The organism is Clostridium sp. CM036 (genome assembly GCF_055081135.1).
The window spans coordinates 1,507,102-1,521,470 of record NZ_CM143652.1; the positions used below are offsets into that span (position 1 = coordinate 1,507,102).

General features: G+C 31.6%; 10 protein-coding genes and 1 tRNA gene. 1 reads left to right on the forward strand and 10 read right to left on the reverse strand.

All coding sequences use genetic code 11. The annotated features are described in order from the left end of the window. Window positions 1-2: 2 nt before the first annotated feature. From ACWJKE_RS07155 to ACWJKE_RS07185, 7 genes are all read right to left on the reverse strand, one after another. Window positions 3-1,655 (reverse strand): transcriptional regulator, encoded by a 1,653-nt coding sequence (locus tag ACWJKE_RS07155; RefSeq protein WP_216303505.1) that lies wholly within the window; start codon window positions 1,653-1,655, stop codon window positions 3-5. 15 nt (window positions 1,656-1,670) lie between these two features. Further along, on the reverse strand, window positions 1,671-2,384 hold the full coding sequence (locus ACWJKE_RS07160; protein WP_216303506.1) for a CRISPR-associated endoribonuclease Cas6: 714 nt from the start codon (window positions 2,382-2,384) through the stop codon (window positions 1,671-1,673). A 231-nt stretch (window positions 2,385-2,615) separates the two neighbouring features. After that, window positions 2,616-2,712: transfer RNA gene (locus ACWJKE_RS07165), tRNA-Sec, on the reverse strand. 81 nt (window positions 2,713-2,793) lie between these two features. After that, the gene (selB, locus tag ACWJKE_RS07170; RefSeq protein WP_216303507.1) at window positions 2,794-4,701 is read right to left on the reverse strand and encodes a selenocysteine-specific translation elongation factor; all 1,908 of its coding nucleotides are present in this window, start codon (window positions 4,699-4,701) and stop codon (window positions 2,794-2,796) included. 25 nt (window positions 4,702-4,726) lie between these two features. Continuing rightward, window positions 4,727-6,118, reverse strand: a complete 1,392-nt coding sequence (gene selA, locus ACWJKE_RS07175; protein WP_216303508.1) for an L-seryl-tRNA(Sec) selenium transferase — start codon at window positions 6,116-6,118, stop codon at window positions 4,727-4,729. A 20-nt stretch (window positions 6,119-6,138) separates the two neighbouring features. Beyond that, window positions 6,139-7,146 (reverse strand): selenide, water dikinase SelD, encoded by a 1,008-nt coding sequence (gene selD, locus ACWJKE_RS07180; protein WP_253198215.1) that lies wholly within the window; start codon window positions 7,144-7,146, stop codon window positions 6,139-6,141. Between the two features lie 557 nt (window positions 7,147-7,703). Further along, window positions 7,704-9,128 carry a YfcC family protein gene (locus ACWJKE_RS07185; protein WP_216303509.1) on the reverse strand — a complete coding sequence of 475 codons (1,425 nt, stop codon included), beginning with the start codon at window positions 9,126-9,128 and terminating at the stop codon, window positions 7,704-7,706. A gap of 636 nt (window positions 9,129-9,764) precedes the next feature. On the opposite strand from ACWJKE_RS07185, the gene ACWJKE_RS07190 reads away from it, so the two are divergent. Beyond that, window positions 9,765-11,183, forward strand: a complete 1,419-nt coding sequence (locus tag ACWJKE_RS07190) for an IS1182 family transposase (RefSeq protein ID WP_268064117.1) — start codon at window positions 9,765-9,767, stop codon at window positions 11,181-11,183. Between the two features lie 94 nt (window positions 11,184-11,277). On the opposite strand, the gene ACWJKE_RS07195 is transcribed toward ACWJKE_RS07190, so the two are convergent. From ACWJKE_RS07195 to ACWJKE_RS07205, 3 genes are all read right to left on the reverse strand, one after another. Next, window positions 11,278-11,712: a hypothetical protein gene (locus tag ACWJKE_RS07195; protein WP_216303510.1), complete on the reverse strand. Its 435-nt coding sequence runs from the start codon at window positions 11,710-11,712 to the stop codon at window positions 11,278-11,280. Window positions 11,713-11,908: 196 nt separating this feature from the next. Then, complete coding sequence (locus ACWJKE_RS07200; protein WP_216303511.1) at window positions 11,909-12,745, reverse strand: YjjW family glycine radical enzyme activase; 837 nt, start codon at window positions 12,743-12,745, stop codon at window positions 11,909-11,911. Further along, window positions 12,738-14,231, reverse strand: coding sequence for a YjjI family glycine radical enzyme (locus tag ACWJKE_RS07205; RefSeq protein WP_462959299.1), 1,494 nt, complete (start codon window positions 14,229-14,231; stop codon window positions 12,738-12,740). The genes ACWJKE_RS07200 and ACWJKE_RS07205 overlap by 8 nt, the downstream gene beginning before the upstream one ends. Window positions 14,232-14,369 lie beyond the last annotated feature (138 nt).

The window sequence follows — 14,369 nt, forward strand, 5'->3', positions numbered from 1 at the left end:
AATTATTTTTCCTCCTCTTTATTATCAGTTCCATGTGCTTTTTCTTTTTTATCTATTATTTCTTTATCTTTTTTGCTATATAATAAACAATCCCCGTAATATAAGCCCTTATTAAATTCTAATGTATCTATTTTCCTTAAATCGCCTCTATTTACTGAATAATATTCTAAAATGGCATACATTATTTTATTAGACCTACCGTATATGTTACTATCATAATCCAGCCTATTTTTATCCCTTGATAATACAGTCATTAATCTTTTTACATTAGTTGCTGTTAGATATTCACTAAATAAACTATTAGTTTTTTCGTCTGTTTGCGTCTGTATCTTTAAAAACTTAGCCAACTGCCCACATACTGTAAAAAACTCAGCTTCACTTTCTATAATGTATAATTCATCAGATAAAATTTTACTTTTAATATTTTTCAACATTTTTCTAAAACCCTCCTTAATATTTGTTTTATATAAATAATCTCTCATTGATATATCAAAATTTATAATATTTATCATTCCATATATACTTTCGTCATTTTTATATAGTCCATATATATTCTTTATCATATTTGGATATATATTTTTAAACACATCTATATTTGTGTTGTTAATGTCATTTATATATTCATAATATAGTGAACTAAAAGTTTTGAATTTAGTTTCAGTTTTATCTTTCTCTGAATAATAACTCCTAACTTTAGATTCTAACAATAATCTTAAAATGTAATTTGTTAAATCACTATATTTACCTATACTGGCTTCATTAAAACACTTATCCTCTAATGCATTCGTTATATTAAAATTTACAATATCATCTCTAAGCTGTGTGGGGTTTACATTAAAATCATCTAAATACCATTTCTTAGTAGCTCTATCAAGTTCCATTTTATATTTTGTTATAGAAATATTACTTTCTAATTCTTCTCGTTTTTTTAAGTCCATATATTTTTTTAAATTGAGTATTTTTTCTGATTCCTCTACATCTAGCAGATGAATTTCATCTGTATTAGATAACATATGTGCCAAGAATGGTTTATCTGCTGTGTTTAATGTATAAAATAAACTTACTCTACCTTTATCTTTGTCACTTATATTTACTTGTGTACCTTTATCAAACAACATGTTTGCAATGTATTTTAGATACTCATTTTTATAATCTTCAGTTGGAAGGTCTAAAAATAATTTTAAATGAAATTTAGGTAAATCGGTTTTAGATATAAATTTTAAAATATTATCAAAGTTGTTGAAGAAAATCCCTAAATTAGCAATCAACCCTATTTTAGTTAAAAATTCTTCCACCATATTTTTGAAAGATTGTTTTAAATCTTCTTTGCTCGTGTTTTTATGTTCTTTAAATTTATCCCAATCAAATGTTATGGCGTTTGGATTACAGCTATAGACAAACATTGAATATAATCCGCCTTTTATTACAGATTTGTTGGGAGTTATGCGATTACTATAAAATTCTCTATCTTTAAACCATTGTATGCTTTCTAATTGGCTGATCTCTGCTTCTTTTTTAATTATCAAAAAATTTTCTTCATTTATACCACCATTAATAGGAAGCCTTACATATATACTATTAGTTATCTTTACTGATTCTTTTATAGTTTTAATTATATTCTCATAACCTACATTTCTTATAATTTCATTCAGCACTTTTTCTCCTCCATTCTATCTGAAATATGGTTTAACAAACCCCATACCAAAGCTACTGTTTTTCTCACCTATTCCTTCTGCTACTGCTAAATTAGCAATTTCTTGCGCTATGCTATTTTCTTGGAATTCCACTCTGAATTTGTATCCAAGTATTTTAATTCCCTTGTAATTTAAAATTATCGCACATTTACTTTTAACTGCTATATCTTTTATTATATCTTCATAGTTAAGCTCAAATTTTGTGCTATTCAAAGAATTATATTTTCTCATTAGATTTTTAAATATACTTTCTTTAGCAATTCCAACTCCATGTGTATCTTTATTCCACCTCATTCCATCTTTCAATGTAATAACAGCAGGGGTTAAGTTGTCTATATATTTTATATCTCTATGCTCCCAATCTTTTGTTTTTATATTTGTAACTATAAAGTCATAATTTTTCAAACCTTTTATAGCTGTCGCAACTTCTTCTATAATTCCTTTTTTATAACTTCTAAATAAAAAACTATATATTTCGTCAGCTTTATAGATATTATCTTTTTCAATTGGATACAAACCAGAAAAACTATAATGCTTAAAATCCGTAGTTTTATGCAAAGAACTTAACATTTGTGAATTATGAAAAGAAAAATTTATAAATCTTGATAATTTTTCATACATATCTGAACTATGTATATCATTGTTTGTGTATAAGCTTACTTCAATTTCATAATATTTTTTACTACCCATTTTAATACCTCTCTTTAACTTATATTAAGTATATTTAACTCTATCATTTTACTATTGAAATGACTGTCTATCGTAGTCATTCTTACATTTAGCGACAAAGCCTGTACACTTATCATCCATTCTTTAAAATTCGTCAATAGCAACCATAGATTATCCGTTGTCAAAGCCAAAATAAAACGCGGCTCAGATAACATAAAAATATGTATCTAAGCCGCAGTCTGCCTGTTTAATTGGCGGGAATATGTGTGAATCGAACACACCCAACCTGGTCTTAGCAGGTCAACACAGTTTTGAAGACTGGCAGGCACACCAGCACCTATCTACTCCCATAAAAATTTAACTCTAGTACCATTTTATCACAGATACTCACACTATGATATCTTTTGTAAAATTAAATTTTATTCACCTGCTATAAAAGTACCCTACTATCTCCCACACGTTTAGTGAATTTTATTCCATCTAAATGTTCTAGTAAAATAAGTCCATATTTTCTATTAGTATTCATCATGTCTTTAAACTGTGCAATAGTAATACTTTCATTTTCATCAATATATTTTTTAACCTTATCCTTTACTTCTTTATAATAGTCATTTAATAAGTAGCATTCTGTGTTTATTTTAAAGAGTATTTCTTCATCAAGCAGTAGCTCAAATACCATAGTAAAAATCTTTTTATCCTTTGAACCCTCGAGCAACTCCTCATATTTGGGTGGGATATAACGTGCATCTTCAAAGACTTTTATTATTGTGTTTCTTTCTGATTGTTGCTCTTTGGTAAGTACTATTTCATAGCCATATTCACCTATAAACTTGCTTTTAAGATTAATTATTTTTTGTTGCTCAAGCTTAAATAGCAAATCATCATAGGTCTTCTGTTTTATATTTTTTCCAAATACCTTTGTTTTAATTTCTTCCTTTGAGATTCCAATCTTGAGCGGGTTACTTTTATGATAATCCGAAGCAAGCTTTAAAAGAGTATTTACCTTTTTATTTAAATAGTTTATATGAATATAAACTGGAGAATCTCCACCTTTAAGCTTTATTAGCTTTTGATTTAAAACTAAAATGTCAAGTTTTTCCTGAACATCCCCTTCATTCTTACCTAATGATTTCAATATACCAGAAATCCTTGGAAATTCTGAGCTTAATTTTTCTACAGTTTTTTCAATAATACTCTCAGAGTGCCCACTTTCTTTTATTTTAAGCTCTTCTATGTAGTCATCATGAAACCTCTTAGCCTTTGGCGCTGAGGGCTCTATTATCGAGCCTCCACCAATCGTATACATTGGTGAATAATTTCTAATTACAAATCTATCATTTCTTTGAGCTGTAAGAGGCTTTTCAAGCCTAAGCTGTACATACGCTTCCTCTCCAGGATTTATTTCCTCAAGGTCAAGTATTACTACTCTGCAAATAATTTCACTTGTTCCATGGTACAATCTTACCCTTTGTCTATTTACAAGAGGTTTTGAATTGCTCAATAAATAGTAAATCTTACAATCTACCATAAGAGATGGCTCCATTACGCTTTCTATTGAAATAACATCTCCTCTTTCGATATCTTTTGTTTTAACATTTGCAAGATTTATTGCACACCTTTGACCTGCCTCTGCAATTTTAACTGGATTATCATGCACTTGAATTCCTCTTATTTTGGACATTAATTTTGAGGGGTACATCATAACTGTTTGCCCTTCTTCAATTTTACCGCTAATAACAGTACCAGTTACAACAGTTCCAAAACCACTTACCGAAAATACCCTATCAACAGGAAGCCTAAAATGCCCTGTTATATCCTTTGAACGTACCTCCTGCGTCATCGTATCTATCTCACATGCAAGTTCCGATATTCCTTGCCTAGTTTTAGATGATACGCAATGGACTTGTGCATTCTCTAGGAAACTGTCTTTAAATTGCTCCTTAACGTCATCTTTTACCATTGAAAGCCATTCTTCTTCCACCATGTCAATTTTAGTAAGCACAATAATTCCTTTTTTTACATCAAGTAGTTGAAGTATTTCAAAATGCTCTTTTGTCTGAGGCATAATACCCTCATCAGCAGCAATTACCATTAAAACTATATCAATAGAACTTACACCCGCCAGCATATTTTTAATAAATTTCTCATGACCAGGAACATCTATTATTCCTGCTCTTCTTCCAGATGGGAGATCAAAACAGGCAAACCCTAAATTTATCGATATTCCTCTGTCTTTTTCTTCCTTTAAGGTATCAGTTTCTCTACCTGTAAGTGCTTTTACGAGTGATGTTTTACCATGATCTATATGCCCCGCTGTACCAATTATAATATGTTTCATAGTTATCACCACCCCAAATAAAATTTCAATTTAGATCCATTTTTTTAAAAGCTTCTGATATTACTTCAAAATCATTATCAGCAATGGTCCTTAAATCGAGTATGACCTCATCATTACTTACGCGCACTATAATCGGAACTTTATTTAGCCTAAGCCTCTTTTCAATTTCCTCTGAGGGTAAATTACTACCTTTTACTTTAATTACAAAGGTTGCTATCCGCGCCTCGGGCATTGAACCCCCACCTACCATAGAAAAATCTTCGCAAACTTTAAATGTAAAATTTTCTGAATTTGAATTCAGTTTTCTTTTAAGCCTCAATGCTCTTTTTTTATTAAGCTCCTTAGAGCTTAATATCATATAAAGTGTAGGAATGTTTTCCACAGCTTCACTTTCATCAAAGTAATATTTAAGTGTGCCTTCAAGCGCCGCAAGAGTCATTTTATCAATCCTAAGTGCTCTAGTAAGTTGGTTTTTTTTCATCATATCTATGTATTTCTTTTTACCTACTATAATCCCTGCTTGAGGTCCTCCGAGCATCTTATCTCCGCTAAATGTAATAACATCTACCCCTTTTTTTACACTTTCTTGAACTGTTGGTTCATGAGTAAAACCGTACTTTGAAAAATCAACGAGAGTTCCACTACCAATATCTTCAATTACTGGAATGTCATTCTTAAGTCCTATTTCAACTAATTCCTCATTAGGAACCTCAAGTGTATACCCAAGAATTTTAAAGTTTGAAGTATGTACTTTTAATAATGCCCCCGTATTTTCATTTATGTTACTCTCATAATCATGAGGGTGGGTTCTGTTAGTTGTTCCAACCTCCATTAGCTTTGCGCCGCTAAATCTCATTACATCTGGTATTCTAAAAGATCCACCAATTTCTACAAGCTGTCCTCTTGATACAATTGCTTCCTTCCCGCTGCACAGTGTATTTAAAGCCAAAAGTACTGCTGCGGCATTATTATTAACAACCAATGCAGCTTCGGCCCCCGTAATTTTCGTAAGGATATCCTCAACATGACTGTATCTAGATCCCCTTTTCCCATCAGCTAAGTTATATTCAAGATTGCTATAATTGTTAGCTATATTTAATACACCTTCTACTGCATTTTTCGAAAGCCTCGACCTTCCCAAATTTGTATGAATAATTACTCCAGTGCAATTGATTATCTTTTTTAAACTTACAGATTTTTTTTCCTCTATATTTCTTTTAAATTGCTCAAGGATATCTTTTGTTTCAAAGTTTTCTAAATCTCCAGATAAAATGTTTTTTCTAAATAGATCAATTGTTTCCCTAAGTGCATCAACAACCTTGACTCTCGATGTGTTTAACAAAACATCAATTACAAAAGCTTCATTTAAAAGACCATCAATTTTTGGTAATTTTCGTAGCAGTAATTTTTTTTCCATTTTTATTCTCCATTCTGTTTTTACTCTACAATAATATATTTATCTCCATATTCAAGAACTTCACCAATAATTTCAGATTTCAATTCAAGTTCTGAAAGTTCTTCAATTAGTTTTTCAGCTTCTCTTTTAGTACATGAAACCAGTAGCCCTCCAGATGTCTGAGGATCAAATATAATATCCTCCAGCCAAGGTTCAATATTTCTAAGCTCGTATTCCTCTTTTATATAATCCCTATTTTTATAAGAACCTGCCGGGACTAAACCCATTTCAGCGTACTCTTTTGCCTCTTTGATATATGGTATTTTATTCTTCCAAAGCTTTAGTGTAACTTTTGAAGCCTTAGCCATTTCAAAGCAGTGCCCCATAATTCCAAATCCAGTTATATCAGTACAGGCGTTTATTTCATGTGATGCTATTATTTCTCCAGCATATTTATTCAAAGTAGTCATAACCTTTACTGCTTGATTATATGCATTAACAGACGCGACGCCTCCTTTTATTGCAGTGTTCACTATACCCGTACCTAAAGGTTTTGTAAGTATCAGTACATCGCAAACCTCACATCCATAATTTTTCAGAATTTTATCCGGATGCACAAAACCAGTGACTGATAAGCCATATTTGGGCTCATTATCATCAACTGAATGTCCTCCTATGACAATTGCTCCTGCTTCAATTACTTTATCTGCTCCACCTCTAAGTATTTCTCCAAGTATATCCATAGAAATGCAGGTCGGAAAACAAACTATATTAAGTGCAAGCGCTGGTTTTCCTCCCATTGCATATATGTCGCTTAAAGAATTCGCCGCTGCGATTTGTCCAAAAGTATATGGATCATCCACTACAGGAGTGAAAAAATCCAAAGTTTGTATCATTGCCATTTCATCATTTATCTTATAAACAGCTGCATCATCGGAAGTTTCAATTCCGACAATCAAATTTTCATCCACCATTTTAGGTAATTGGCTTAAAATTTTAGAAAGAGCCTCCGGCCCTATTTTAGCTGCTCAACCAGAGGATCTTGTCATTTCTGTAAGTTTTTTTGTCAAAATGATCCCTCCTTTTTTGCTCTATATTTAAAATCTTTAATATGTAAAGTATTATATAGTACTTTACATAATAAAATAATTTGATTCAGTTACTAAATAATCTTTATCCATATAATCGCCTAATAAGAATATATTACCATGCTACTATGACTAGGTCAATGTTGAATGCTGGTCGTAGTCCACTATGAAAATGAGCTTTTAGACGAATTATAAATAGATACTACTTTTATATTTGTAACTTAACTCTATAAACTAAAAACCTCACATTTTGTGAGGTGGTCCTAGTACATCTTATATTCGAAATCACAAGTCATGAGAGTCAACCGCAAACCTTAAATCCATAATTTTTTAGAAGGTGAATAGTTTTTAAAATTTCCATATCCTAAGAAAATTCATGACAATAATGTTTAATTATATATAAAAGTACCCTATAGGGTAGGCTTTTTTAGCTGTCTACTCTATAAGGTACATTATACTGTTGCCTAGTGGTCTTCATCATTTTCATATAAATACATCATACTATTAAAATATATTATTTATCTATATACAAACATAGATAATACTAAAAGTACAAGTGTAACAACAAATGTTATTACTATCAACTTCCATATGAATTTAAACCATCTCTCATATGGTACTTTACCCATAACTAATCCAGCCATAATAACCGGACATGTTGGTGAAAATAAGCTTAACAATCCATTTGCAGCTTGATAAGCAGTTATTACTATATGTCTTGGCACAGCAGAAAAGTCGGCTAAAGGTGCCAGAATTGGCATCGTAACAGTTGCAAGCCCTGATGTTGAAGGTATTAAGAATGACATAGGTAAATAGAATAAATAAGTAAATACAGTGAACCCTATTGATCCTTTTCCTTTAAGACAAATTTCGCCCAAATGTAAAACTGTGTCAGAAATATGTCCTGCATCCATTACAACAGTAATACCCCTTGCCAAACCTATTATTATCGCAACCCCTAACAAATCACGTGCACCGTCTATAAAAATAGGAAGGAATTTTTCCTCTTTATACCCTGCTATTATAGCTATAATTATACTAGATACAAGGAATACTCCTGCGAGTTCACCAAACCACCAGCCTAGTGTTGGAATGAATTTAATACCTAAATCACTAAACGGAATAATTCCCATTACCATTACTACGAAAGTTAACCCAAAAACAGTAAGTATAAGTTTTCTTCTACCTGTTAATTCAGGGATATCGTTTTCATTTCTATTTCCAAGAAAATGCTTCTTATGTCCATGGTGCAAATCATAAATCAATGATTTAGTAGGATCTGCCTTAACCATTTCACCATATTTCATAGTCCAGAATATACCTAAAGCTACAAAAGTAACAAGAAGTACCATTCTTATCCCAATTCCTTCACCAATGGAAATGCCGGCAAATTTACATGCTATACTAATAGCAAATGGGCTAGTTAAAGATGCCATAGCTGCCATTCCTGACCCTAGCTTTATAACGGCAACTGCTGTAAGCGTGTCATACCCAGCTGCAAGAAACACTGGTATTAATATTGGGAAGAATGCTAGTGTTTCTTCATCCATACCGAAAGTTGTTCCCCCTATTGTGAAGAATAGCATTATCAATGGTATAAGCCATCGTTCTTTTCCAGCTAGCTTTTTAACAAGTCTACCTATACCTGCATCTATTGCCCCAGTCTTCATAACTGTTCCTAAGAATCCACCTATTACAATAACGAATAATATAACATCTACTGCGTCATAGAATCCAATTATAGGAGCTAAAACAATATCTTTAAAACCCTGTGGGTTTGAAGGAACTGCGTGATATGTTCCTGGGATAAGCTGTAGTTTATCAGCGTTTGGATCTAGAAAGTTATATTGTCCTGCTGGCACTATCCATGTAAGAATCGCTACCATTACAATTATAATAGCTAAAATAGTATAAGCCGTTGGCATCTTGAATTTCTTTTTCATATGTTAGTCCTCCTATCAATTACTTGCTTTTATTACCTTCTTTCTTTGCTGCTTTCTCTAAACATATTAAAATGTAGAGTTTCTTTAAATTTATTAGTATCAACTGAATAATCTCTTACTTCTGAGTTATTTACCTATGTATTATTTACAGTTATCGTAAGTCTTCCAAGAATATCATCCCTTGTATGAAATACTGGAAGCTCTCTGTCAATTATTGACACAATTATACAATAAATTTAGACCACTAGTACTTATATTATATCGTAAATTAAATAAATTACCACCATTTTTAACCAATTAATTAATTAAAATACTTTTAACTAATTAAATTAGCACCAGATGATGTAATTAATATGATTATTTTACAATAAACCAGAATAGAAATGTTATTATCAGTGCTATAATTAAGAGAAAAAATGAAAATGGATAGAGGCCTAGCACGTGGGAAATAAGATGTTTTGAATAATAAAGAGCATCCAAGCGGATGCTCTTTATTATTCAGACCGTTGACAAACATAAAATGTAAAACACTCTAATTTAAAATTGGAGTGTTTTTTTTCATATTCAAAAAGGATTTTAGGACATCAATGTCGAATATATATAGTATACAAACTTTATAATTCGGAGGGCATTATTATGATTAATGAAAAGAACTTCACACAACAAAAACTAGAAATGGTGTATTTAGAAGATTTAGTTCCTAAAGACCATATTCTGAGAAATATAGATAAATACATGGATTTCTCTTTTATAAGAGAACTGACTAAAAAATATTACTGCTTAGATAATGGAAGACCTGGCGTAGATCCTATTATACTTTTTAAAATGCTGTTTATTGGGTACTTATTTGGAATAAAATCTGAACGACAACTTGTAAAGGACATTGAAGTAAATGTGGCTTATAGATGGTTTCTAGGACTAAGTCTTACTGATCCTATTCCAGATCATTCAACAATTAGCCAAAATAGACGTAGACGGTTTAAAGGTACAGATGTGTTTCAAAAAATATTTGACGAAGTAGTATTTAAGGCTATAAATCTTAAGATGGTAACCGGTAAAATACTTTACACAGACTCTACACACCTAAAAGCAAATGCTAATAAGCGAAAGCTTGTGAAAATTGAAGTTGAAAAAACGCCGAAAGAATATGTAGCTGAACTTAATAAAGCAGTGGAAGAAGATAGAATAAACCATGGTAAAAAACCTTTAAAGGAAAAAGAACCTGTTACCAAAATAAAAGAAACTAAAGTTAGCACAACCGACCCCGACAGTGGATATATGATGAGAGATGGCAAGCCGGAAGGCTTCTCATATTTAGATCACAGAACTGTCGATAGCAGACATAATATAATTACTGATGTGTATGTTACTCCTGGAAACATAAATGATGTTGATCCTTATATCGATAGATTAGATGTGCAAATAAAAAAGTTTAATTTTAATACAAAATATGTTGGTGCAGATGCTGGTTATGCTACAAATCTTATATGTAAAGAACTATATGAGAGGGAATTAAAATCTGTAATGGGATACCGTAGGTCTCCACATACAAAAGGAATGTACACAAAAAATAAATTCCAATATGTTAAAGAGCAGGACATTTACGTATGCCCTGACTTAAGGGCTTTACATTATAAAACGACAACAAGAGAAGGATATAAAGAATATGTTGGTAATGCAAAATATTGCGAGATATGTCCAAATAGAGCTCAATGCTTTTCTGCAAAAAGCAAGTTTAAAACTATTAGAAGACATGTTTGGGAAACGTATAAAGAAGATGTTGTAAAGTTCACCAGAACAGATAAAGGCAGAAATATATATAGAAGAAGAAAAGAAACTATAGAGCGAAGCTTCGCAGATTCAAAACAACTGCATGGGCTTCGCTATTGCCATATGCGTGGATTAGAAAATGTGCAAGAGCAGTGTCTGCTTACAGCAGCAGTGCAGAATATGAAAAAGATAGCTAGCCTGCTATCTTTACTGTTTTTTGATTTTCTAACTAAGAAGATAGTTGTTATTTTAAATTTATCCATAACTCAAAATGCTATCGCATAATTGCATGTAAAAGGCCCAGTATAATAAAAAAATTATACTGGGTTTGTAAACAACCTGAATAATAAAGAGCATCCAAGCGGATGCTCTTTATTATTTAATTGATTGTTTCTTCATTCATAGTTATTATTTCTTCATTCAATTCAAATAAATCTTCAAAAATTCCATCAATAGTATTTTCATCAATAAATGCTCTCAATTTTGGGTTACGCTCTTCCGTATTAATATACTGAATAAAATAACCTCCTACTTTTTCAGCAATACTTAATTTAATAGATATGTTTTGCTGAATCCTATCTTTGTTAAATAAAATAAAAGTAACATTTTTATCAGAACATTCTATTTTGATTTTTTTATAATACTTTATATCTATATATTCATTTGAATCTGTTGTTGCTCGAATATTCTTTATATTGTATTTGTCTAGATTACTATTAAATACCTCAACAAAGTTTTGCATTGCTCTGCCAATAATGCTTTTATCAATAGTCAAATTTCTTAATTGTAAAACTAATTCTTCTTTCCAATTCATCTTATTCACCGCCCCTATAAGATATTACCTTCTATTAAAGAAGGTAATATCTTATATCGTTAGAAATATAAAGGTACCTACATTATATCTCCTACTATTAAGCTATTCCAGAATCTAAAAAAGATACCAATTTCTCAGTATCCAACAACGGTAGGTAAACTAAAAACCTCACATTTTGTGAGGTTTCTAATAATTACTATACTATAACTACACTTCTGCAACCATTATACGTCGCTATCTCTCCTAATTCCTCCATGAATTCCTCCTTAGGAGTGTAACTGTTTATGATTTCAGATCGTACGCCCATTTGCCTATATTTTATAAGTTTATATCTTATATCTGGATTTAATAGCGCAATAAACTTGCTGATTTTATCTACATTATTGTGATTCTCTAAAACTTCTGGTACAACAACCGTTCTAATCTCATAAATTTTATTTAACTTAGCTAAATATTTTACATTTTCTATAACAATAGTATTTTCCATACCCGTAAGTCTCTTATGTTCCTCGTTATTATAGGATTTTATATCTACCATTGCCATATCCATTACATCCACTAGCTCTTCATGTTCCCATAAAGGTACCGAACCATTGGTATCCACAAAACATGTTAAATTCATTTTTTTAACTTCTCTAAATAAATGTATTAAAAACTCACTTTGAAGGGTGCACTCACCACCTGAGACTGTAATCCCAGAGATAAAAACTTTATTCTTCTCTATCTCGCGTACGACTTCTTCTACAGTCATGCTTTGTGCTCTAGGGGAGCTATTCCTTTTGCAAAATCTTATACATTCATCACATTTACTACAGGCTCTTTTATCCCATACTACATTAGAGGACTTAAATTGTAATGCATTATAATGGCAAGCATCTATGCATTCCCCACAACTATTACAAATATTTATAGTCTCCGGGTTGTGACAATAAGAACAGTTAAAATTACACCCTTGCAAGAATATGGCAGTCCTATTTCCCGGTCCATCCACCGAGCTAAAGGGAATAATTCGGTTAACTAATCCCTTAATCATTTTTTCTTACCTTTCTTTCCAGTACCTTTTGATTCAGAACTGCCCCAAGTCCTAATGCTACTGTATCCTGTAACACCTGATGCCCCTCTTGCAATTTTTTCATTTCTGATCTTTTAACAAGATATCCAGTAATTCTTATTACATCACAATCAGTAGAATATGCTGAAAAATATCTCATTTGTTTTTTAAAAGCACCCTTGATAATATCAAGCACATACTCCGGATTACTTTTAACCGTGCTATCAAAATTAAATATATCGCCTATTCCTGAGGGAAAGAACTTATGAAATTTAGCAGACTCCACTATATGCTGTGGAAGTTCAGGTTCATCTCCAATTGGAATCCTGCATCCTGGACTTATTCCCATATCAGAATCAATACCCACTTGAGCATGTAACAGATATCTACCTTTCGATATATTGCAGTGAGGATCATTATATTTATTAACCTCAGATTCTACCTTTTCAATAATTCTATATCCTAAAGTATTAGCTATTTCACTATGGCCAAACCTATTTTCTAATTTAGAAGAATCAATAAAACAATTTACACATTCAGCAAGTCCAAACATCCCAAACATGCCTGTGAAGTTATCTTTACTTATTAATCCTTCCCTTACTAAGAAATTGGTCTCAAAGAAACCACTTTCCTCCACTAAAAATCTAATTCTTTCACGCATATACCCAGCCATTTTCTCTACTGCATCCGGCAATATAACATTTATAAATTCATCTTGGTTTTTTGCTTTTTTAGCAAGCCTCGCTAAATTTAATCTAGATAAAGTGTAACTTCCCCCACCTATAGTTAATCCATTATAGCAACTAACTATACCGTAATTCCCAGCAAACTCATTTGAGAACATTTCATGATTAGCAAAACTTGGTTTTGCAGTTATTAAGGCAGTGTTAATTGCATCAATAGCAAAATCATCTGGAGTACTTGTACTATATTTTAAAGTTAAGTTAGGAATTGCATTTTGCAGTTCTCTTTCCGCTCTTAATATTAATCTTCCTGCCTTAGTATCTTCTGGCCCTATATTTGCATGACAAAAAGAATCTGTTATGGTTCTGTCTATATGTGTTAAAAATAATTTTATAGCATGAAAAGCTTCTTCTTCATCTAAGACAAACGGTTCCAAGAGATAATCAATATTCCCTATATATACTGGGAATGAAGAAATTGATGGCACATGTTTGTATAATATTAATAAACTATTTGTAGCCTCCCAAATATCCTTTGGTGGCGTGAGTCCTAAAAATTCACTTCCATTTTTCATGAATTTCTGATAGTTAGGTACTATATACCTAGGTCTATACGGTGCATGGCCTTCAAAAAGATCACATATTATTCCCTCATCGCGAAGCATCTGAGTATCCCTTCTAATATTTAGAACGTCTATACTGTCTTCCGCTGCTCTAGCGAGGGTTAATACCTTTTGCTCGTAGGTTAAGGTTCCGTTTTTAATAATTTCTAAAATGTTGTTCATTATAACACCACTCCATTTAAATTATTTTAACCACATTTTCAAATTGGTTGTTTAACATATAAGTATGTTAATTTGTTATATGCTGTTATTAATATTCTATATTGAATGTCTTTCTTTTGCAAAGGTTTTCTACTCCCT

Excerpts from the sequence above, each read along its gene's own strand:
- ACWJKE_RS07160 (WP_216303506.1), bottom strand. The coding sequence starts at position 2,384 with ATGGGTAGTAAAAAATATTATGAAATTGAAGTAAGCTTATACACAAAC.
- ACWJKE_RS07190 (WP_268064117.1), top strand. The coding sequence starts at position 9,765 with ATGATTAATGAAAAGAACTTCACACAACAAAAACTAGAAATGGTGTAT.
- selB (WP_216303507.1), bottom strand. The coding sequence starts at position 4,701 with ATGAAACATATTATAATTGGTACAGCGGGGCATATAGATCATGGTAAA.
- ACWJKE_RS07185 (WP_216303509.1), bottom strand. The coding sequence starts at position 9,128 with ATGAAAAAGAAATTCAAGATGCCAACGGCTTATACTATTTTAGCTATT.
- ACWJKE_RS07205 (WP_462959299.1), bottom strand. The coding sequence starts at position 14,231 with ATGAACAACATTTTAGAAATTATTAAAAACGGAACCTTAACCTACGAG.
- ACWJKE_RS07200 (WP_216303511.1), bottom strand. The coding sequence starts at position 12,745 with ATGATTAAGGGATTAGTTAACCGAATTATTCCCTTTAGCTCGGTGGAT.
- ACWJKE_RS07195 (WP_216303510.1), bottom strand. The coding sequence starts at position 11,712 with ATGAATTGGAAAGAAGAATTAGTTTTACAATTAAGAAATTTGACTATT.
- selA (WP_216303508.1), bottom strand. The coding sequence starts at position 6,118 with ATGGAAAAAAAATTACTGCTACGAAAATTACCAAAAATTGATGGTCTT.